The following is a 19,102-nucleotide window of genomic DNA, read 5'->3' as shown; positions in this document are numbered from 1 at the left end:
AGCAGTGGAGCGTTTGGAAGTGAGAATGCCGGTGTGAGTAGCGAAAAGAGGGGTGAGAATCCCCTCCGTCGAAAGCCCAAGGTTTCCTGAGGAAGGCTCGTCCGCTCAGGGTTAGTCTGGACCTAAGCCGAGGCCGAAAGGCGTAGGCGATGGATAACAGGTTGATATTCCTGTACCGCCGATCCACCGTTTGAACAATGGGGGGACGCAGGAGGATAGTGACGCATGCGGATGGAAGTGCATGTGCAAGTTTCAAGACCGTCTGATTGGCAAATCCGTCAGGCATTACAGTCAAGGAACGATGCGGAGTCCCGTAGGGACGTAGGTCACGATTTCACACTGCCAAGAAAAGCCTCTAGTGAGGGGGAAGGCGCCAGTACCGTAAACCGACACAGGTAGGCGAGATGAGAATTCTAAGACGCGCGGGATAACTCTCGTTAAGGAACTCGGCAAAATGGTCCCGTAACTTCGGGAGAAGGGACGCTCTACACATGTAGAGCCGCAGTGAATAGGCCCAAACGACTGTTTAGCAAAAACACAGGTCTCTGCTAAATCGCAAGATGACGTATAGGGGCTGACGCCTGCCCGGTGCTGGAAGGTTAAGGGGATGGGTTAGCGCAAGCGAAGCTTTGAACCGAAGCCCCAGTAAACGGCGGCCGTAACTATAACGGTCCTAAGGTAGCGAAATTCCTTGTCGGGTAAGTTCCGACCCGCACGAAAGGCGTAACGATTTGGGCACTGTCTCAACGAGAGACCCGGTGAAATCATAGTACCTGTGAAGATGCAGGTTACCCGCGACAGGACGGAAAGACCCCATGGAGCTTTACTACAGCCTGATATTGAGGCTTTGTGCATGATGTACAGGATAGGCGGGAGACGTCGAGCCCGGAGCGCCAGCTTCGGAGGAGTCACCCTTGGGATACCGCCCTTCATGCATAGAGTCTCTAACTCGCAGCCGTCATCCGGCTGGAGGACCGTGTCAGGCGGGTAGTTTGACTGGGGCGGTCGCCTCCTAAACAGTAACGGAGGCGCCCAAAGGTTCCCTCAGAATGGTTGGAAATCATTCGTAGAGCGCAAAGGCAGAAGGGAGCTTGACTGCGAGACCTACAAGTCGAGCAGGGACGAAAGTCGGGCTTAGTGATCCGGTGGTTCCGCATGGAAGGGCCATCGCTCAACGGATAAAAGCTACCCTGGGGATAACAGGCTGATCTCCCCCAAGAGTCCACATCGACGGGGAGGTTTGGCACCTCGATGTCGGCTCATCGCATCCTGGGGCTGGAGTAGGTCCCAAGGGTTGGGCTGTTCGCCCATTAAAGCGGTACGCGAGCTGGGTTCAGAACGTCGTGAGACAGTTCGGTCCCTATCCGTCGTGGGCGCAGGAAATTTGAGGAGAGCTGTCCTTAGTACGAGAGGACCGGGATGGACGCACCGCTGGTGTACCAGTTGTTCCGCCAGGAGCATCGCTGGGTAGCTACGTGCGGACGGGATAAATGCTGAAAGCATCTAAGCATGAAGCCCCCTCCAAGATGAGATTTCCCTTTGAGTAATCAAGAAAGACCCCTCAGAGACGATGAGGTAGATAGGTCACGGGTGGAAGCATGGCGACATGTGGAGCTGAGTGATACTAATCGGTCGAGGCCTTGTTCTAGCAGATGCTTGTTGATGACTTCAGTTTTGAGGGCGCGAGCCCGATCGTCTGGTGACGATAGCCAAGTGGTCACACCCGTTCCCATGCCGAACACGGAAGTTAAGCACTTGAACGCCGAAAGTAGTTGGGGGCTTCCCCCTGTGAGGATAGGACGTTGCCAGGCACTTGACCGATCTGCAGATTGCAGGTCGGTTTTTTGTGTGTAGACCCGAAAGAAATAGAAAAACTGACAAGTGAACGTCAATCCGTCATCAAGTCAGTTTTAAGACAAGCATCTAGATTAAAAATAAAAAGAAGGTGTTGTGTCAAGAAGGCGAGACTTGATTTGACGTAATAGCGCTGCAGCACGCGCTTCAAGAGGTGCTGGTAATTGATTTAAGGAGAAATATTGTAAGTCGAGACTCTCTCCATCTGTCATTTGTAATGTACCGGATACGTCTTTTGCTTGAAAGAGATGAATCACACTGTAGGTTTGGTCACCATTTGGATAACGGAAGAAGTAATCAGGACCAGAAAAGACGTCTAGCAGTTGAACGCTTTGTGCTTGAAGTCCGGTTTCTTCCTGCAACTCACGCATCGCGACTTCTTCAAGTGTCTCACCCGGTTCCATCGAACCACCGGGGAGCCCCCAACTGTGGGTATCCGAACGATATTGAAACAGCAGTTCAAATTGTGGATTCATGACGAGTACGGTCGCGCCTACGCTGATCAACGGTCGATTTCCTACGATTTTTCGTAAATCTAATAAGTATCCCATCTGCTCACTCCTTTCGTATCAGTATAGAAGAATATTCATTATGACAGTTAGTAAAAAGAAATGAGACAAAAAGACTTGCCAATTTAAAAGACACATGTTATATTAATATCTGTCGAAACGTTATATCATCGCGGGGTGGAGCAGTCTGGTAGCTCGTTGGGCTCATAACCCAAAGGTCGTCGGTTCAAATCCGGCCCCCGCAACCAATTTTTAAATAATCAAATCCGAAACGTTTATCGTCGCGGGGTGGAGCAGTCTGGTAGCTCGTTGGGCTCATAACCCAAAGGTCGTCGGTTCAAATCCGGCCCCCGCAACCAATTTTAAACTTAACTTCAACTTTACTACGAAACGTTCAGCGTTTCGTATTTTTTTTTGCCTTTTTCGTCCGGTACAATAGAGAAGGACGAACAGTGCGTATTAAAGGAGGAGACATCGTATGATAGAACTGGAAATGAACAGCTTGGAAGAAACGACTGCCTTAGCTCTTGAACTTGGACGACGTGCTGAAGCAGGGATGGTCATTACGCTTGACGGAGATTTAGGTGCTGGGAAAACGACCTTTACTCAAAGCTTTGCGAAAGGATTAGGTGTGACGCGTCATGTCAACAGCCCTACCTTTACGATCATGAAAGTCTATACGGGACGTCTCCCTCTCTATCATATGGATGTTTATCGCCTGGAAGGTTCCGGTGATGATATCGGACTTGAAGAATATTTGAATGGTGAAGGCGTCGCCGTCGTCGAGTGGTCTGAATTGATTGCGGACAGCCTTCCACCGGAACGGTTGGCAATCACGATTACACGAACGGGTGACGATAGCCGCCGTTTTGAGCTGACACCGATCGGAGAACGATACATTACATTATGTGAGGGATTGAGATCATGAAAATCGTAGCTATTGATACATCGACGAAACAATTATCGGTCGCTCTTTCAGACGGAAAACAGATCATAGCAGAAGCTTCTTACGTCACGTCTTTGAATCATGCGACAAAACTCATGCCGTTGCTTGAGCGCTTGATGGTGGAAGCAAAATGGACACCGGCTCAACTGACACGTGTCGTCGTTGCTGACGGTCCTGGTTCTTATACGGGATTACGGATTGGAGCGACGACAGCGAAGACGCTCGCGTATACACTCGGTATCGAACTAGTTGCCATCTCGACACTTGAGTTGATGGCGGCTTCGACAGGTCATACGGGACGTGTTGCAGCGATTCAAGATGCACGACGCGGATCAGGTTTTGTCGGAGTATACGACGCTGGGCAACGAATCGGTGAAGAACAACATGTCGAAATCGCCTCTTTTGTGAAGACGTTAGCGCCAGATACGCTCGTCACAGGAGACGTCGATACATTTGAAGAACTTCTTCAACCATTTGAAAAGGCGGCTCCTGCGTTTCGGACGCCGCGTGCCGGAGTGCTCGCCTTACTCGGTGCAACACGCCAGACAGTCGAAGCGCATGCGTTTGAGCCACGTTACCTGCGTCTGGCTGAAGCAGAAGCGAAATGGATCGAGGCACAGCGTCATGAGTAAGGGGATTCGTCGCATGACCGTAAACGATGCTGCAGGTGTTCACGCCGTCGAACTCGAATCGTTTGCGACACCGTGGACACTGGATGCTTTCGAAGCAGAAATGACACAAAATCCGAATGCCTATTATGTCGTTGCCGATCAAGATGGTATCGTCGGGTTTGCTGGTCTGTGGCATATTGCGGATGAAGGACATATTACGAATATTGCCGTCAAGCAGTCGCACCGTGGACAAGGACTTGGGGAAGACTTGCTAACGGCATTGATCGCGGTCGGTCGTGCACTCGATTTACGAGCGATGACACTTGAAGTACGTGTCTCGAACACACCGGCGCGAACCTTATATGAAAAACTCGGATTTCACTATGTTGGTATCCGAAAACGATATTATCAGGACAACAATGAAGATGCTGCCATCTATTGGCTGGAGCTGGAGGGAGAAGACTTATGACACAACCATTGATTCTAGCAATCGAATCGAGCTGCGACGAAACGGCGGCTGCCGTCGTTCGTGGAGGAACCAACGTCTTATCGAATGTCGTCTCGTCTCAAATTGAAAGTCATAAACGATTCGGTGGAGTCGTGCCTGAAGTGGCATCACGACATCATGTCGAACGAATCACATACGTCATCGATGATGCGTTGACGGAAGCAAACGTCACGATCGACGATATCGATGCGATCGCTGTCACGGAAGGTCCTGGACTGGTCGGGGCATTACTCGTTGGTGTCAGTGCGGCAAAGACACTTGCTTTTGCGCACAATAAACCATTGATCGGTGTTCATCATATCGCAGGTCATATCTACGCGAATCGTCTCGTGCAAGAGCTTGAATTCCCGCTCGTCTGTTTGATTGCATCAGGTGGGCATACGGAACTGATTTACATGCCAGAAGACGGTGTATATGAAGTCATCGGTGAAACACGAGATGATGCAGCAGGGGAAGCCTATGATAAAGTCGCTCGAACATTGAAGTTACCGTATCCAGGTGGTCCACGAATCGATCAGTTGGCACAAACCGGTCAGGATACGTTCCATTTTCCACGCGTCTGGCTCGAGAAGGACTCATATGACTTTAGCTTCAGCGGTTTAAAGTCAGCGGTCATCAATGCCGTGCATAACGCTGAGCAACGGGGAGAAGTGATCATCCCGGAAGATTTAGCTGCGAGTTTCCAAGCGAGCGTCGTCGAAGTCCTCGTGACGAAGGCGATCCGTGCCGTGAAGGATAAAGGGGGACGCCAACTGCTGCTTGCTGGTGGTGTCGCCGCCAACAAAGGATTACGTAACGGTCTCGAAGCAGCGTGTGCGAAGGAAGGAATCGATCTCGTCATTCCGCCGATGCACTTGTGTGGAGACAATGCGGCGATGATCGGAGCGGCTGCGATTCATCCATATCGCGCGTTACGCTATTCGACACTTGCCATGAACGCAGAACCTGGGCTAGATTTAAAGTAAGGAATCCGAACAACTTGGGGGAAATGGAATGAAAAAAGTCATCATCGCATTGTTAGCGGTACTGGTCATCGTCGCGATCGGACTTCAGGTCCGAGAAATCGTCAACGCATACCAAGTCGCCTATAAGGAAGAACTCGTACCCGATAAGAAAGCGGTCGAGACGAACACGAAACAACGTCCACTTTACGAAATCGGACGAGCAGAAGGGGAAAAAACCCGGATTCAAAAGTTGTACGCTTTTGATCAGACAATCAATGGGAAGCTCAGTAACGTCGTCATCGTCGATCGGAAGTACGGTTTAACGAACAAGGCGAGTGATGATTATTTCATGATTGCTCCCGGAACACCAGTGACGGATCAAGAGAAGAAGTCATTCGAACCGATGATTCAAAAGATGGATGCGGAACAAGTCCAAGCAGAAGTGATCTCGAAGCACGAGGTGACAGCTGTTGAAAACAATAAAAAACGGACTGTGACGTTATTTAAGGTCTTTTATAAAGACACGGATCAAAACGAATACCTCTTTTTCATCGAAAAAGAGGGCGGGCTGAAACTCGATCTATTCAAGAAGGGCTACTCACGTCTTTCCAATTACTAATCCATTAAAACAGCGGATTCCTAAAAAGGAGTCCGCTGTTGTTCGTTCATTGCCATTCAGTGATACCGGTCAAGTCATCATAGATGCGATCCGGATCAAGATTTAATTCTTCGACCGGAAGTCCGTTTCGATTGATCCATGCCGTTTTGAAGCCGAAACTCTTTGCCCCGGTGATGTCCCAACCGTTTGAGGACATGAAGAGGATCTCCTCGCGTTTTAAACCGAGTGTGTTCAACGCATGCATATAAGAAGCAGGTGCTGGTTTATAGTGTTTGATGTCATCAACACTGACGAGATGTTCGAACCGATCGGCTAAACCTGACTGTTCGATCAACGGATCGAGCATATCATGGGAACCATTCGAGAAGACGACCAAACGCTTATGCGCCATCGTCTCGAGAACAGAGCTAACTTCTGGATACACATCAAGTGTCAGGTATGTCTCCATTAAAGTCGTGATTTGTTCCTCGGTCACATGGAGCTTCAGTTCGAGTAACGTATAGCGGAGGGCATCTTGTGTCACTTGGCTGAACGGCACATATTGTCCGTTTAATTGTCGGAGGAAAGAGTACTCCAGTTGTTTCTCTCGCCAGCGTTTACTGATCGCTTCTCCGTGTCCCGGATACAGCTCCTCTGCTTGCTCTTTGACGGAATGGACATCGAATAATGTACCGTAGACGTCAAAGACGAGTGCTTGAATCGTCATAAAAACATTCATCTCACTTTCATAGAGTCTGTTTTAAGAATTCCCTTACATGACGGATTCAAACGATACTTATGAATGCACCTGCTGCAAAAAGCGATGAAACGTCTGTGCGAACGCGCGACAAGCGGCTTGTTTCTCCGGTGTGTTCGGATCAAACTCAATCTTCAAGCCATCCGTGACGATGGTCGCCCCAGCTTCTTTTAATGCGTCTTCAATCAAATCAACGGCTGCGCAGTACTTCGGATAATCAAGATCACCCGAGCCAAAAGCAGCAGCCGGTATCCCGTCTAAAAATTGTTCCCGTAGCTCCTCGATGAAATCTTCTGCTTCATACGGTAAATCACCGTCTCCCCATGTATATGAGCCGAGTAATAGACCATCAAAACGTGATAGATCCTCCCCGACGAATTGATCCAGTTCTGTAATCGTTACGTTGACATCGTGTTGCTCGAGCTCACGTTGAATGATTGAGACGATATCTTCCGTATTACCGGACATGCTGACGAATCCAATTGCAATCTGCATGCATGTTCCTCCTTTCGCTGTACTTCCTTACTTTAATTGATAATGATTATCAATGTCAAAAGATCATATAAAAAAACACCTTCCGAAGAAGATGCTTTTTCATACATTAGTCTTGTAGTTCGGCCCATTCCTCAATGGAACGAATGACCGGTTCGAGTTGACGCCCTTTGTCGGTCAAACTGTATTGAATCTTAATCGGACGATCGGGAATGACAGTCCGGATGACGATGCCTTCCGCTTCGAGCTCCTTCATACGTTCCGTGAGCATGCGACCTGATAATTCGGGGATGGCATCTTGAATCTCATTGAAACGACATGTCTTCGTCAACAAGTGACGTAAAATCAGACCTGTCCATTTCTTACCTAAGATTTCAAAGGCATGTTCGACTTTGGGACAAAGAGCCGTTTGGATTGCGACTTCTTCCATCAGCACTCATCCTTTCTATAGTTGTAGTATACCCGCTTCTGCTAAAAAAATCGAATCATTTTACTTAATGTAACAAAAAGAACTAAAACAAATCTATTTACTTTTAGTAAGTGATAAGATATAGTCTGTTTATCGAGTTACTTAAAGTAACTTAAAAACATTAGGTAAAAGGAGAAAAGAGAAATGATGGATACAGGACTTTTAATCATTCGTTTAATCATCGGTTTAACATTTGCTGCACACGGTACACAAAAATTATTTGGTTGGTTTGGTGGACACGGCATCGCTGGAACAGGCGGTTGGTTCGAATCAATCGGCATGAAGCCAGGGAAAGCACTCGCAATTACAGCGGGTCTTGCTGAATTAATCGGTGGATTATTGTTTTCAGGCGGTGTATTCCTCTGGATCGCTGCAATCCTCATCATCGGTTCGATGCTTGTCGCGATCGTTAAAGTACACGGTGCGAATGGTTACTGGGTGACGCAGAACGGGTACGAATACAACATGGCATTGATCGTTATCGCCCTTGGAGTGGCGATGATTGGTGCTGGAGACTATTCACTCGCTGCACTCATCGGGTGAGGAAAAAGGTGGGTCATTCATGAAGTTCGAGGCATCAACGCTTAGCGCAAAAGACAATTATAAATTACTGATCGGAAGCATCATTCCGCGTCCGATTGCCTTCGTGACGACGCTAGGGGAAGACGGGACGGTCAACGCCGCCCCCTTTTCCTTCTTTACAGTCGCATCAAGTAGTCCGCCACAACTGGTGATTGCCGTACAACGGACGGATCAGGGACAAAAGGATACGGCACGTAATATCCTAGCAAAACAAAGCTATGTCATCCATATCGTCAGTGAAGAAATCGTCGACGCTGTCAATGAGACGGCTGCGCCACTCGCTTACGGTGAAAGTGAACTCGAACGGACGGATTTAACGCTCGTCGATAGCGACGCAATCGACGTGCCCGGAATCGCGGAAGCGAAAATCCGGTTCGAGATGCGCTTAACGCAACATGTCGAGCTAGAAGGTGCCGATCTTTTGATCGGGGAAGTACTGCGCTATCACGTCGCGGATGAACTCGTAGAGTCGTTCCGGATTGACGCAGCAGGATTGAAGGCTGTCGCTCGTTTAGCAGGGAATGATTATGCGACGATCGGGAAGACGTTTACGATTGCCCGACCGACAAAATGATAGTAGTGTGAATGCTTGATTCACTGTACGATCCATGTTGACGACGAACGTTTCGATTCAAATAAAAAGGAGTGGAGAGACCGGTCTAGCTACCGGAATCTCCACTCCTTTTTTCATATCGCGCATCTAGTTCATCGATCGGACTTCAAGGTTGTGAATCGATTTCGTTCGAAGAACCTTCGAGACCGTGACGTTTACTATACTGATAACCATCGAGCAAATAAAAAATGATTGCCAGCGCCCAAACCCCGACACAACTGATCAAAAAGGCGGTCAATGGAGTGACGCTACCATAATAGGATATGATCAATGGATCACTGAGTTCGACGAATAGTTGTGTCGTCAGGAGCGTACAGCATAATCCCGAGAGTAAACTGACGAAAAGACCGCTCCATGTCTGGATGACGAGACCAATCATACAAGAAATCAGGAGAAACAAAGGAAGCGCAGCATTAAAGGCATCCGGCCGGATGAAGGTCGACACGTAGTCCGCATACATTGGTACGAAATAAAGGATGCCGGATAGCAGTCCTTGAATCAAGTTAATGAAAAAGCTTTTCGTCCGCATCAGTGTTGGTTCTCCCATCGTTCCATCAATTCGAGTAGATCGACATCGATCTGGTCCCGTTCCGCAGATAACGCTGTCGCTTTTGGAATATCATTAAAGACTTCCGGTTCGCAAAGCAACTGTTCGATTTCCGCTGAACGCTGTTCGAGCCGTTCAATATCTTGTTCGAGTTGTTCGATTTGCTGACGGCGTTTTTTTTCTTCTTTCTGTGCTTCTTTGTCGATCGTCTTCGATGCTGTGACTTTTGCCGCTTTTGCCTCTTCGGCTTCAAGGCGAGCGATTTCTTCTTGTTCGGCCTTCTTCTCTGTGTAGTACGAATAATCGCCGAGGTATTCTGTCACACCAGCTTCACTCATCTCGATGACGCGTGTCGCGATCCGATCGATGAAGTAGCGGTCATGGGAGACGAAGAGTAGCGTACCTTCATAGTCGACGAGGGCGTTCTCAAGGACCATCTTCGAATCAAGATCCAAGTGGTTCGTTGGCTCGTCAAGGATGAGGACGTTCGTCTTCCGGAGTTTCAGTTTTGCGAGCGCGAGACGTCCGCGTTCGCCACCAGACAATTCATGAACGATTTTGAAGACATCGTCGCCGCTGAACAGGAATTGTCCGAGCACAGAACGGACTTCTTGTTCGCGCATCAGTGGCCATTCGTTCCAAATCTCATCGATGACACGGTTCCGGTCATTGAGTTCCGCTTGCTCTTGATCGTAATACCCGATCGAGACGCCGGTGCCGAAACGGAAATCACCGAAGAGAGGACGTAAACGACCGACGAGGACTTTTAAGAGCGTCGACTTCCCGATTCCGTTCGGTCCGACGAGTGCCAGTGATTCGCCGCGTTGCAAGCGGAACGTGATGTCTTTTGAGACAGCTTCTTCGTAACCGATTGCCAATTGATTGACTTGAAGAACGTCATTCCCGCTCTGTTTTTCGATTGGGAAGGAGAGGACCGTACTGCGTTCATCTCCATCTGGTCGATCGAGCCGGTCGACCTTCTCGAGCCGTTTTCGAACGCTTTGAGCACGCTTTGTCGTCGTCGCCCGAGCGATGTTTCGTTGAATGAAGTCCTGCATCTTTGCGATTTCTTCTTGCTGCTGTTCGAACTGTTTCATTTCTTGATCGTACAATGCCGCTTTTTGCTCGAGGTACTTCGTATAGTTCCCCGTGAACTTACGACAGACATTACGAGAGAGCTCATAGACGACATTGACGACTTGATCGAGGAAGTACCGATCGTGCGAGACGATCAGAACGGCACCACGATAACCACCGAGGTAACTTTCAAGCCAAGCAAGCGTATCGATATCCAGGTGGTTTGTCGGCTCATCGAGAATGAGAAGCTCTGGTGCTTGCAGGAGCATCTTCGCTAAGGCGAGCCGTGTCCGTTGACCCCCGGACAATGTCTGGATCCGGCGTGAGTAATCGTCTGGATAAAAGCGCATGCCGTGCAGGACGGAGCGGATATTCGCTTCAAACTGATAACCACCTGCTTCTGAGAAGTCATGTTGTGCTTGATCGTACGTCTTCAGAAGTCGATCGTAAGCGACCGGGTCGTTCAAGATGTGCTCCATGCCCATCTCGATTTCCATCCGGCGCAGTGTCCGTTCTTGTTCTTGCAGATGTTCAAAGACGGTCAGCATCTCGTTCCAGATCGTCTCATTCGATTCGAGACCACTGTCTTGCGCGAGATAGCCGATTTTGACATCTTTACCTTTCATGATATCGCCCGAGTCATGACTGAGTTCACCAGCGATGATTTTGAGCAAGGTTGATTTACCGGCACCATTGCGACCGACGAGCGCAATCCGGTCGCGCTCTTGTACTTCCAATTTGATATTTTCTAAAATCGGCTCGACGCCGAATGATTTCGAGAGTTGGTTGACTTGTAAGAGTATCATTTCCATCCATCCTTCCACCCTTTAGTCTATCACGAACAAAAGCGCGAGGTCCTGCGGAATATATTATTTGTGACTCTATGTGAAGTGGTTTACAATCAAGGAGAGTAGAAAGCTTTTTGCAAAGATTTGGGTGCCACGATGGATGTGGCCGAAGGGGGAACTGCAGGATGAATGGACCAGACACAAAAATTCCACAAGCGACAGCAAAACGGTTGCCGCTATATTATCGTTTCATCCAAAGTTTATACAATTCAGGTAAGCTCCGCGTCTCTTCTGCTGAGTTAAGCGAGGCGGTGAAGGTTGATTCAGCAACGATTCGTCGCGACTTTTCCTACTTTGGGGCACTAGGGAAGAAGGGGTATGGATATAACGTTCAACATCTCTTAACGTTTTTCCGGAAAACCTTGAATCAAGATGAGGTGACGAATGTCGCCTTAATCGGGGTCGGTCATCTCGGAACAGCGTTTGCAAATTATAACTTTTTAAAGAATAATAGTACTCGGATAGTCGTTGCGTTTGATGCGGACGAAGAGAAGGTCGGAACAACGACGCATGACGTTCCAATCTATCATGTTTCGGACATGAAAGAACAAATCGAAGCGAATCAGGTCGATGTCGCCATCTTGACGGTTCCATCCCAGTTCGCACAGTCAGTAGCGGATGAGTTAGTCGAGTATGGTGTGACAGGCATTCTGAACTTCACGCCTGCACGGTTGAACGTGCCAGCGAGCGTTCGGGTTCATCACATCGATTTATCGATCGAGTTGCAGTCGTTAGTTTATTTCATGAAGCATTATTCGCAATCAGCTGAAGGAGTGAAATCATAATGGAAAACCTTATCCCGCTCACGTTAGGTATCGGACCTGCGAGTATCGGATTAATTGCTGTCGTCGCGTTGATCATCTTCGGACCGAAGAAGTTACCGGAATTCGGTCGTGCTGCCGGTCAAACATTGAAAGAGTTCAAAAATGCCACGAACGGCATCATGGACGACGATAAAAAGGACGAACCGAAAGAGAAGTGATTGAATCATGACGGTTGATCAAGAACAAAGCATGACGTCGCACCTAGACGAACTGCGTAAGCGGATTGTCTGGTCGCTCCTCATTGTCGTCGTCCTGTTCGCTGTCGCATTTCCGCTCGTCCGACCGCTCGTCCGTTTTCTGCAAGCAGACTTAAAAGAGCTCGGTATCGGATTAAATGCCTTCAACGTCGCCGATCCTTTAATGTTGTATTTGAATCTTGCGTTCATCATCGCGCTGATTTTAGCGTCACCGTTCTGGATGTATCAACTGTGGGCATTCGTCCGACCAGGGCTTTATGAAAAGGAACAAAAAGCAACACTGACATATATTCCAGTCATCTTCTTTCTATTTTTGGCTGGTGTAGCCTTCTCGTATTTCTGGTTGCTTCCTTTCTTGCTTGAAGTCTCAACGGATCTCGGGAAAGAATTGGGGATCGAGCAAGTCATCGGGGTCGAAAACTACTTCAGTTTCTTGATCCGGTTGACGATGCCGTTTGGTCTTCTCTTCCAATTGCCGGTCGTGACGATGTTCCTGACACGTCTTGGTCTTGTGACGCCATATTTCATGCGAAAGAATCGGAAATATGCGTATTTCGCGCTGTTCGTCGTTGCGGCATTGATCGCACCGCCGGACGTGACGTCACACTTGATGATCTCAGTGCCGTTGTTCGTTCTCTATGAAATCAGTATCTTGATTTCTGCGCGGACGTATAAAAAGGTCTTGATCCTCGAGCAACAGGCAGAGCTTGAACGACAGGCGGATTTGATGCGTGAATTGAATAAATGAATCGTGAATTCCTTCCAGCAATTTCGGGAGGAATTCTTTTTTATGAAAGCGTTATGTTTATATTGATAAAGCAGTTAGCGATGCGTATACTAAAGATAATTCATGGGGGCTTAGCTCAGCTGGGAGAGCGTTTGGCTGGCAGCCAAAAGGTCGTCGGTTCGATCCCGATAGTCTCCACCAAGTGCATACGTTCAACTCCTCGAGTGCTCGAGGAGTTTTTTTATGTTCCCAGTTAAATTCCTTCCAAATATAAAATGTCACCAAAAAGAAATAAATTAAAAAAATAGACAAATATAAATTGTTTATTTCCATTAACTTCATTAAACTAAAAATACAGAATTTTCTTTAAACTGTTTTATTAGTATTACTACTATGGTTTTACAGAAAAGGGGAAACGAACGCATGAAGAAGAAGATTGCACTTATGGCAGCCGTCTTAATGACGTCTTCCAATCTAGTCAGTGCGCAAGGTGCACTGTCCTCGCAAGACAAAGCGACGGGTCAAAAACCGCAGGCGCTCTCACTGAAGAAATCGGGGCAAGAAAAGAACTACAAACAATCGGATAAAGTCCGAGTCGTCATCGAGATGGAACAAAAACCGGCGATTCAAATCGCCCAAGCTCAAAACAAGCGGTATAGCACATTGAGTAATGCCGAAAAGGAATCGATCAAGGATCGACTCGTCAGTGTCCAAAAATCAGTCAAGTCAGCTATCGCTAAAAAGGCGATTCCTGTTACATATAAAGAAAGCTTCACAACCGTCATCAATGGATTCAGTGGTGAAGTGAAGTTCGGTGACATCGAAGATATCAAACAACTCGACGGAGTCAAAAGTGTGCATATCGCGCACGAATATGCGCGCCCAACCGTCGATAAAGGTGCCAAGCCAGACATGCTGTACAGCAAGGACATGGTCAATGCGAAGGAAACGTGGCAGGACTATGGCTTCAAAGGGGAAGGAACCGTCGTCGCGGTCATCGATACGGGGATTGATCCATCGCACAAAGACATGGTCTTGAGTCCAGAGACAAAGGTGGATTTAACCTCTTCGAAAGTCGAGAGTGCGAAAGAAACAAAAGGCTTAAAAGGAAAGTACTTCACGGAAAAAGTACCGTACGGCTATAACTATGCCGATCACGACAGCGAAATCCGTGACTTAGGTGCGGGGGCATCGATGCACGGGATGCACGTCGCAGGTACGGTCGGAGCAAACGGGGATGAAGCGAACGGCGGCATTAAAGGGGTCGCTCCAGAAACACAGCTCCTTGCGATGAAGGTCTTCGGTAACGATCCAGGGATGCCATCGACATTTAGTGATATCTACATCAAAGCAATCGATGATGCCATCGCACTTGGAGCGGACGTCATCAACATGAGCCTGGGTTCGACGGCATCGTTCGTCAACGCAGATGATCCGGAGCAACGCGCGATCGTCAACGCGATGAACAACGGTATCTTGTGTGCGATCTCTGCTGGTAACTCGGCGTTTGCAGGTCATGGTGCGGGTAATCCATATACAGCAAACCCGGATATCGGTGTCGTTGGTGCACCAGGATTGACGAGCCAGGCGCTCCAAGTCGCGTCACTCGAAAATACGAAATTGACGCTTGAAGGCATGGCGCTGACGATCGACGGTCAGGATGCCGGTTATTTGGCATACCAAAAACAAGATTCGCCGAATCCGATTGCCGTCTTCGATAAAGAGAAGAAGGATGTCGTGTATGTCGGTGACGGTCAAGCTTCGAACTATGAAGGTAAAGACGTCAAAGGAAAAGTCGTCTTCGTCGTGCGGACAGGTGATTTTAACTACAGCATGATTCAAGCAGAAGCTGAGAAGCAAGGCGCAGCAGGTGTCATCGTCCGTGGTAAAGTCGATCATGGGGATTACGTCAGCATGGCGCTCAACAATCCGACGATTCCACTCGTGACGCTTAGCATCGCGGACGGGAATGATCTCGAAGCAAAAGCAAAAGAAGGCAAGGCGATCGCAGTGACATTTGACGGAAAAGCGGTCTCAACCGATAACCCGGTCGCAGGACAAATGTCTGACTTCACGTCATGGGGTGTCACGCCAAGCCTTGACTTCAAGCCGGAAATTACGGCACCAGGTGGGAAAATCTATTCGACGCTTAATGATAACGAGTATGGCGTCATGAGCGGTACATCGATGGCAGCACCACACGTCGCTGGTGGAACAGCACTCGTCATGCAACGGATTGCGAAGGACTTCAAAGTCACTGGTGCAACACGCGTTAAACTCGCCAAAAATATCTTGATGAATACATCGCGTCCGCAACTCGATCAAGGAAAATACAACGCACAATTGAAAACAGGCAACTTCTACTCTCCACGTCGTGAGGGAGCTGGACTGATGGATCTTCGTGCTGCGATGAAGACACCAGTCGTCATCACAGAGACAAAGTCAGGTGAAGGCAAGGCATCCTTGAAGGAAGTCGGCGAGAAGTTCACATTTACGCTTGATTTAAAAAACTACAGCAATGAAAAAGTGACGTATAAGCTAGCGGGAACGGTTCAATCAGATCTCGGTGCAAAAGGATCGAACTTCCTTGAAGCAAATGGAATCTTCAAAAAAGGAACGATCGGTACGGTAGATGCCAACACAGGCACATACCCGATCTCATTTGCAGTCGGCTCGAAGAAAGCGAGTTCAGTCTCGATTAATCCGAAGAGCTCAACGAAAATCAGCGTGTCCGTCGATTTGAAGAACACAACTGACTGGGCGAACGAGCTTCCGCTTGAACAAGTCTTTAAAAACGGCTACTTCGTCGAAGGATTCGTCCGTCTGATCGATACGAAGAGCAAAAATCCAGAACTGACAGTTCCTTATGTTGGATTCAAAGGAAAATGGGATCAAGCTCCGATTTTAGATGCACCATTGTACGATAAAAACAACACGTTCTACGGATTGACAGGTCTAGCGACTGAAGTGAAGGATGATTTCGAATTCCTTGGTACGAATGCCGCTGGAAAAGTTGTCGCGAACAAAGTCTCGTTCTCACCGAACAACGACGGTAGCGCAGATGAAGCTTTCCCGATCATCTCATTCCTTCGCAATGCGAAAAAAGTCGAGTATTCGATTCTTGACCGGAATAAAACAACACTTCAGAAGCTTGATATGCAAACGGACGTCGTCAAGAACTACTATGATAGCGGTTCAGAGGACGGCTACACACCAGTCACAAGCGCTGCTTGGGACGGAACGATCAACGGGAAACCGGTCAAAGATGGTCTTTACTACTACAAAGTCAAATCGGTGATCGATTATCCGAACGCAAAATGGCAGACGAATCTCTTCCCAGTCTATGTCGATACGAAAAAACCAGCAGCGACTGTGAAATGGGATGCTGCGAAATCAACACTTTCATGGACAGCAGGCGACCAAGGAACAGGAGTTGCGTCATACGATATCCTCGTCAATGGCAAAAGTGTCTTAAAGCAACCACTTGCCGCAACAGAAAAAGCGTACACGTTGACGGATCTGCCGGAGCGCGCGAAGATTGCCTTCGTCGTCAAAGACTATGCTGGAAACAGTGTGAAAAAAGACGTCAACACGACAGGCGTTGATAAAGCCGTACCAAATGTTCAAATCGATACACCGGTCGCTCTTGGTCTTGCAACATCAAAAGTCATCAACATCGCGGGTCATGTCTCTGATGAGTCAGGTATCAAATCGTTCAAGATCAACGGAAAAACTGTTAAACTGCGTTTCGATGCAGCCCAACAAAACTATGCGTTCAGCCATGACGTGACGTACACGACAGATGGCGTCAAGTCATTCAAGGTCGAAGCATACGATGGAAAAGGGAATCGTGTGGCGTTCAACCGTCAAGTCATCATCGACACAGAATTACCAACGATTCGCGTCACAGCACCAAAAATCGTCTCAAGTAAAACAAAAACAGCTGAGATGAAGATCGTACTTCGCGATAACTACAGCGAATTACGCTTTGACTTCAACGGTAGCGCGGAATACCGCCGGACGTTCAAAGAACCGTACGTCATGAAAGCCTTCAAAAAGACGATCACGAAAAAAGTGACGCTCAAAAAAGGAAAAAACACGTACAACTTGAAACTGAAGGATCTGGGTGGACACGTCGTTACGAAAACAGTCGTCATCACGAAAAAATAAGTTAACAAAGAAAAGCCAGGTGGAAATCCGTCTGGCTTTTCTTTGTGTGTCGAAGCGCCTTGAAGGGTTTATGAGACGAGTGGAGCGGGAAATTTAAGAGCAGAAACAATTAGAGGGGGAACGACCATGAATCCGTTTACGACATTAATCGCCTTCATCGTAGGGTGTCTCGTTTTATATCTCGGTATCCGTGACAAAAACGGCTGGCTGATCGGTGTCGCGTTGATACCGCTCGCGATCGTTGCTTATAGTGTCATCTATCTGATCATCCAGGTCAGTGCATAGTCTCTAATGAAAGATGTCTTGTCCGAAGCGACAAGACATCTTTTTTTTCGAAAAATCGTACTAGAAATGAAACCGATACAGTAAAATGTAAGTATATGACAGTATAGGAAGGTGGGAGATCATGGAACACGTACATACACAAACGGAAGCATTAGCGACGCTGTACGAAGAGATGCACCAAAAGACAAAGACCGGCATGTGGGTCATGCTTGCGGCATTTTTAGCACTTAGCAACACACTTGAGAAGCCGGTTTATGCGATGATCGTCCCATTATTGTATTTTGGCTATGACATGCTCGTACAACGCAAGCGGTTCGCGCTTGTCGCGAAATATTCATCAGAGGCATCAGCAAAACGGCTCTATCAGGTGCATGTCTTGATCGGGATCTTACAATACGGAGCGCTTGCCGGTTTGATTGTCTGGGCAGCCGATCGCCCGAACATGTCCTTCTTGATTGGGCTCGTCATCGCCGTCATCCCGTTCTACTGGATCTGTCGAAAAACGCTAGAGTTCGTCTCACGAAAGATCGATCCAACGTATGTGACGGAAAAAGAAATTCATCAAGCTCGCTAAAGGAGAAGGTACTATGCAAACGGCTCGTGAAGAACGCCTACAAAAACTTGCCCTCGCCTACCGGGACGTCGAATGGCTCGGCACACGCTGGTATTGGAACGTGTTTCTATTCATAACAGTCGGTGTCTTGATTGATTGGAGCAACATCGGAGCTTTGATATTATTGATTCCAGCCATTTTCCTTGGTTCGGATTTCCGCTTTCAGTTGAAAAAACGGAAAATTTTAAAGGGATATGTCTCAAACGCACAGGTTCGTCGGCAATTTTTACTTCGTATCGGCAGTCACGTCCTGCTGTATGCCGTATTGACGATCGTCATCATTCAGACGATCAACGGACCGTTCTGGCAGATGTTTGTTGCGATATTTGCGATCTTAACACCGCTCTACTTTATCAGCGAATGGATCATCCGACGCGACGGAAAGCGTGATCCAGATTATATCAGTGACGTTGAAGTTGCCCGCTTCGTCAGACAGAAAGGAACATCGCAATGGAACACCTATTCGAGCGACAAGCACGTCTGAATTTAATGAAACGTCCGGTGCGTATTGTCGCCTATTTCTTTTTGGTCCCTGGATTGATTTGTGCGGTACCTGCTTGGTTTATGCCGGCATTAGTATCCGTCTTTCTTCAGATCATGCTCTTTTGTCTTTGCGCGACAGCAGTCTCTCGAGAAATTGTCCGTCTACGGCTCATGAAGTCATATTTAACACCAACTATGTATCAACAAACCGTTCAAAAGGTCGCTCGTCTGACAATCATCGGGTATGTCGTGGCATGGCTGATCGCCGTCGTCATGCTATCGATTCCAAGTGCTCCTGGTTATTTATTCGTCGTCTTCCTCTTTTGGATTGGTGGGTTTAGTCTTGGTGTCACTCGAATGAATCGGTTAGCCAAACAAATCGATCCAGCCTACGTCTCGATGGGGGAAATCGAACGTGCGTGGTGGAAACGGTAAAGCAAAAAATCCG

The 19,102-nt window shown here is 47.9% G+C and carries 21 protein-coding genes, 3 tRNA genes and 2 rRNA genes (1 of these 26 only partly in view); 20 read left to right on the top strand and 6 right to left on the bottom strand.

Going from position 1 to position 19,102, the window contains the following annotated elements; translation table 11 throughout:
* A 23S ribosomal RNA gene (locus ACN9MT_RS14475) occupies positions 1–1,648 on the top strand; it begins 1,266 nt to the left of the window's first position.
* 47 nt (positions 1,649–1,695) lie between these two features.
* Positions 1,696–1,811: ribosomal RNA gene (gene rrf / locus ACN9MT_RS14470) — 5S ribosomal RNA — on the top strand.
* A 117-nt stretch (positions 1,812–1,928) separates the two neighbouring features.
* Here the strand turns inward: rrf and ACN9MT_RS14465 are convergent.
* Positions 1,929–2,405, bottom strand: coding sequence for an NUDIX hydrolase (locus ACN9MT_RS14465; RefSeq protein WP_426272478.1), 477 nt, complete (start codon positions 2,403–2,405; stop codon positions 1,929–1,931).
* Positions 2,406–2,534: 129 nt separating this feature from the next.
* On the opposite strand from ACN9MT_RS14465, the gene ACN9MT_RS14460 reads away from it, so the two are divergent.
* From ACN9MT_RS14460 to ACN9MT_RS14430, 7 genes are all read left to right on the top strand, one after another.
* Positions 2,535–2,611: transfer RNA gene (locus ACN9MT_RS14460), tRNA-Met, on the top strand.
* A gap of 34 nt (positions 2,612–2,645) precedes the next feature.
* Positions 2,646–2,722, top strand: a tRNA-Met gene (locus ACN9MT_RS14455).
* A 119-nt stretch (positions 2,723–2,841) separates the two neighbouring features.
* Entirely contained in the window at positions 2,842–3,291 is a 450-nt protein-coding gene (tsaE, locus tag ACN9MT_RS14450; protein ID WP_035410846.1) for a tRNA (adenosine(37)-N6)-threonylcarbamoyltransferase complex ATPase subunit type 1 TsaE, read from the top strand.
* The gene (gene tsaB / locus ACN9MT_RS14445) at positions 3,288–3,941 is read left to right on the top strand and encodes a tRNA (adenosine(37)-N6)-threonylcarbamoyltransferase complex dimerization subunit type 1 TsaB (protein WP_426272477.1); all 654 of its coding nucleotides are present in this window, start codon (positions 3,288–3,290) and stop codon (positions 3,939–3,941) included. The genes tsaE and tsaB overlap by 4 nt, the downstream gene beginning before the upstream one ends.
* Positions 3,942–3,954: 13 nt before the next feature.
* On the top strand, positions 3,955–4,389 hold the full coding sequence (gene rimI / locus ACN9MT_RS14440; protein WP_035410841.1) for a ribosomal protein S18-alanine N-acetyltransferase: 435 nt from the start codon (positions 3,955–3,957) through the stop codon (positions 4,387–4,389).
* Entirely contained in the window at positions 4,386–5,393 is a 1,008-nt protein-coding gene (gene tsaD / locus ACN9MT_RS14435) for a tRNA (adenosine(37)-N6)-threonylcarbamoyltransferase complex transferase subunit TsaD (protein WP_035410838.1), read from the top strand. Before rimI ends, tsaD begins: the two co-directional genes overlap by 4 nt.
* A gap of 28 nt (positions 5,394–5,421) precedes the next feature.
* Positions 5,422–5,991: a hypothetical protein gene (locus ACN9MT_RS14430; protein ID WP_290757012.1), complete on the top strand. Its 570-nt coding sequence runs from the start codon at positions 5,422–5,424 to the stop codon at positions 5,989–5,991.
* 46 nt (positions 5,992–6,037) lie between these two features.
* Here the strand turns inward: ACN9MT_RS14430 and ACN9MT_RS14425 are convergent, their stop codons facing one another.
* The 3 genes from ACN9MT_RS14425 to ACN9MT_RS14415 form a co-directional block, all read right to left on the bottom strand.
* A complete protein-coding gene (locus ACN9MT_RS14425; RefSeq protein WP_035410831.1) occupies positions 6,038–6,697 on the bottom strand; it encodes a haloacid dehalogenase type II in 660 nt (219 codons plus the stop codon).
* 69 nt (positions 6,698–6,766) lie between these two features.
* On the bottom strand, positions 6,767–7,222 hold the full coding sequence (locus tag ACN9MT_RS14420) for a flavodoxin (RefSeq protein WP_426272476.1): 456 nt from the start codon (positions 7,220–7,222) through the stop codon (positions 6,767–6,769).
* Positions 7,223–7,328: 106 nt separating this feature from the next.
* The gene (locus tag ACN9MT_RS14415) at positions 7,329–7,649 is read right to left on the bottom strand and encodes a winged helix-turn-helix transcriptional regulator (RefSeq protein ID WP_214852009.1); all 321 of its coding nucleotides are present in this window, start codon (positions 7,647–7,649) and stop codon (positions 7,329–7,331) included.
* Between the two features lie 183 nt (positions 7,650–7,832).
* Here ACN9MT_RS14415 and ACN9MT_RS14410 point away from each other — a divergent pair, with 183 nt between their 5' ends.
* The gene (locus ACN9MT_RS14410; RefSeq protein WP_426272475.1) at positions 7,833–8,231 is read left to right on the top strand and encodes a DoxX family protein; all 399 of its coding nucleotides are present in this window, start codon (positions 7,833–7,835) and stop codon (positions 8,229–8,231) included.
* A 19-nt stretch (positions 8,232–8,250) separates the two neighbouring features.
* Positions 8,251–8,844: a flavin reductase family protein gene (locus ACN9MT_RS14405; RefSeq protein ID WP_035410823.1), complete on the top strand. Its 594-nt coding sequence runs from the start codon at positions 8,251–8,253 to the stop codon at positions 8,842–8,844.
* A 145-nt stretch (positions 8,845–8,989) separates the two neighbouring features.
* On the opposite strand, the gene ACN9MT_RS14400 is transcribed toward ACN9MT_RS14405, so the two are convergent.
* Both ACN9MT_RS14400 and ACN9MT_RS14395 read right to left on the bottom strand, forming a co-directional pair.
* Complete coding sequence (locus ACN9MT_RS14400; RefSeq protein WP_426272474.1) at positions 8,990–9,412, bottom strand: hypothetical protein; 423 nt, start codon at positions 9,410–9,412, stop codon at positions 8,990–8,992.
* A complete protein-coding gene (locus ACN9MT_RS14395; protein WP_035410903.1) occupies positions 9,412–11,313 on the bottom strand; it encodes an ATP-binding cassette domain-containing protein in 1,902 nt (633 codons plus the stop codon). The genes ACN9MT_RS14400 and ACN9MT_RS14395 overlap by 1 nt, the downstream gene beginning before the upstream one ends.
* A gap of 167 nt (positions 11,314–11,480) precedes the next feature.
* On the opposite strand from ACN9MT_RS14395, the gene ACN9MT_RS14390 reads away from it, so the two are divergent.
* The 9 genes from ACN9MT_RS14390 (at position 11,481) to ACN9MT_RS14350 (ending at position 19,089) form a co-directional block, all read left to right on the top strand.
* Positions 11,481–12,140 carry a redox-sensing transcriptional repressor Rex gene (locus tag ACN9MT_RS14390; RefSeq protein ID WP_023469604.1) on the top strand — a complete coding sequence of 220 codons (660 nt, stop codon included), beginning with the start codon at positions 11,481–11,483 and terminating at the stop codon, positions 12,138–12,140.
* Complete coding sequence (locus ACN9MT_RS14385) at positions 12,140–12,337, top strand: twin-arginine translocase TatA/TatE family subunit (RefSeq protein WP_029342825.1); 198 nt, start codon at positions 12,140–12,142, stop codon at positions 12,335–12,337. The genes ACN9MT_RS14390 and ACN9MT_RS14385 overlap by 1 nt, the downstream gene beginning before the upstream one ends.
* A 7-nt stretch (positions 12,338–12,344) precedes the next feature.
* A complete protein-coding gene (tatC, locus tag ACN9MT_RS14380) occupies positions 12,345–13,124 on the top strand; it encodes a twin-arginine translocase subunit TatC (protein WP_035410816.1) in 780 nt (259 codons plus the stop codon).
* Positions 13,125–13,228: 104 nt separating this feature from the next.
* Positions 13,229–13,304: transfer RNA gene (locus ACN9MT_RS14375), tRNA-Ala, on the top strand.
* A gap of 222 nt (positions 13,305–13,526) precedes the next feature.
* On the top strand, positions 13,527–17,273 hold the full coding sequence (locus ACN9MT_RS14370) for a S8 family serine peptidase (RefSeq protein ID WP_426272473.1): 3,747 nt from the start codon (positions 13,527–13,529) through the stop codon (positions 17,271–17,273).
* A 126-nt stretch (positions 17,274–17,399) separates the two neighbouring features.
* Positions 17,400–17,558, top strand: coding sequence for a hypothetical protein (locus ACN9MT_RS14365; protein WP_034801002.1), 159 nt, complete (start codon positions 17,400–17,402; stop codon positions 17,556–17,558).
* 121 nt (positions 17,559–17,679) lie between these two features.
* Complete coding sequence (locus ACN9MT_RS14360) at positions 17,680–18,132, top strand: hypothetical protein (protein ID WP_426272472.1); 453 nt, start codon at positions 17,680–17,682, stop codon at positions 18,130–18,132.
* 13 nt (positions 18,133–18,145) lie between these two features.
* Positions 18,146–18,655: a hypothetical protein gene (locus ACN9MT_RS14355; protein ID WP_426272471.1), complete on the top strand. Its 510-nt coding sequence runs from the start codon at positions 18,146–18,148 to the stop codon at positions 18,653–18,655.
* Entirely contained in the window at positions 18,622–19,089 is a 468-nt protein-coding gene (locus ACN9MT_RS14350) for a hypothetical protein (RefSeq protein WP_426272470.1), read from the top strand. Before ACN9MT_RS14355 ends, ACN9MT_RS14350 begins: the two co-directional genes overlap by 34 nt.
* Positions 19,090–19,102: the final 13 nt, after the last annotated feature.

The sequence above is a fragment of the Exiguobacterium sp. R-17 genome (assembly GCF_049913315.1).
Lineage (GTDB): Bacteria > Bacillota > Bacilli > Exiguobacteriales > Exiguobacteriaceae > Exiguobacterium_A.
This window is presented reverse-complemented; position numbering and strand designations above follow the sequence as displayed.

Excerpts from the sequence above, each read along its gene's own strand:
- ACN9MT_RS14430 (WP_290757012.1), top strand. The coding sequence starts at position 5,422 with ATGAAAAAAGTCATCATCGCATTGTTAGCGGTACTGGTCATCGTCGCG.
- ACN9MT_RS14365 (WP_034801002.1), top strand. The coding sequence starts at position 17,400 with ATGAATCCGTTTACGACATTAATCGCCTTCATCGTAGGGTGTCTCGTT.
- tatC (WP_035410816.1), top strand. The coding sequence starts at position 12,345 with ATGACGGTTGATCAAGAACAAAGCATGACGTCGCACCTAGACGAACTG.
- tsaE (WP_035410846.1), top strand. The coding sequence starts at position 2,842 with ATGATAGAACTGGAAATGAACAGCTTGGAAGAAACGACTGCCTTAGCT.
- rimI (WP_035410841.1), top strand. The coding sequence starts at position 3,955 with ATGACCGTAAACGATGCTGCAGGTGTTCACGCCGTCGAACTCGAATCG.
- ACN9MT_RS14405 (WP_035410823.1), top strand. The coding sequence starts at position 8,251 with ATGAAGTTCGAGGCATCAACGCTTAGCGCAAAAGACAATTATAAATTA.
- ACN9MT_RS14415 (WP_214852009.1), bottom strand. The coding sequence starts at position 7,649 with ATGGAAGAAGTCGCAATCCAAACGGCTCTTTGTCCCAAAGTCGAACAT.
- ACN9MT_RS14395 (WP_035410903.1), bottom strand. The coding sequence starts at position 11,313 with ATGATACTCTTACAAGTCAACCAACTCTCGAAATCATTCGGCGTCGAG.
- ACN9MT_RS14465 (WP_426272478.1), bottom strand. The coding sequence starts at position 2,405 with ATGGGATACTTATTAGATTTACGAAAAATCGTAGGAAATCGACCGTTG.
- ACN9MT_RS14360 (WP_426272472.1), top strand. The coding sequence starts at position 17,680 with ATGGAACACGTACATACACAAACGGAAGCATTAGCGACGCTGTACGAA.
- ACN9MT_RS14410 (WP_426272475.1), top strand. The coding sequence starts at position 7,833 with ATGATGGATACAGGACTTTTAATCATTCGTTTAATCATCGGTTTAACA.
- ACN9MT_RS14350 (WP_426272470.1), top strand. The coding sequence starts at position 18,622 with ATGGAACACCTATTCGAGCGACAAGCACGTCTGAATTTAATGAAACGT.
- ACN9MT_RS14425 (WP_035410831.1), bottom strand. The coding sequence starts at position 6,697 with ATGACGATTCAAGCACTCGTCTTTGACGTCTACGGTACATTATTCGAT.
- ACN9MT_RS14385 (WP_029342825.1), top strand. The coding sequence starts at position 12,140 with ATGGAAAACCTTATCCCGCTCACGTTAGGTATCGGACCTGCGAGTATC.
- ACN9MT_RS14390 (WP_023469604.1), top strand. The coding sequence starts at position 11,481 with ATGAATGGACCAGACACAAAAATTCCACAAGCGACAGCAAAACGGTTG.
- tsaD (WP_035410838.1), top strand. The coding sequence starts at position 4,386 with ATGACACAACCATTGATTCTAGCAATCGAATCGAGCTGCGACGAAACG.
- ACN9MT_RS14370 (WP_426272473.1), top strand. The coding sequence starts at position 13,527 with ATGAAGAAGAAGATTGCACTTATGGCAGCCGTCTTAATGACGTCTTCC.
- tsaB (WP_426272477.1), top strand. The coding sequence starts at position 3,288 with ATGAAAATCGTAGCTATTGATACATCGACGAAACAATTATCGGTCGCT.
- ACN9MT_RS14355 (WP_426272471.1), top strand. The coding sequence starts at position 18,146 with ATGCAAACGGCTCGTGAAGAACGCCTACAAAAACTTGCCCTCGCCTAC.
- ACN9MT_RS14420 (WP_426272476.1), bottom strand. The coding sequence starts at position 7,222 with ATGCAGATTGCAATTGGATTCGTCAGCATGTCCGGTAATACGGAAGAT.
- ACN9MT_RS14400 (WP_426272474.1), bottom strand. The coding sequence starts at position 9,412 with ATGCGGACGAAAAGCTTTTTCATTAACTTGATTCAAGGACTGCTATCC.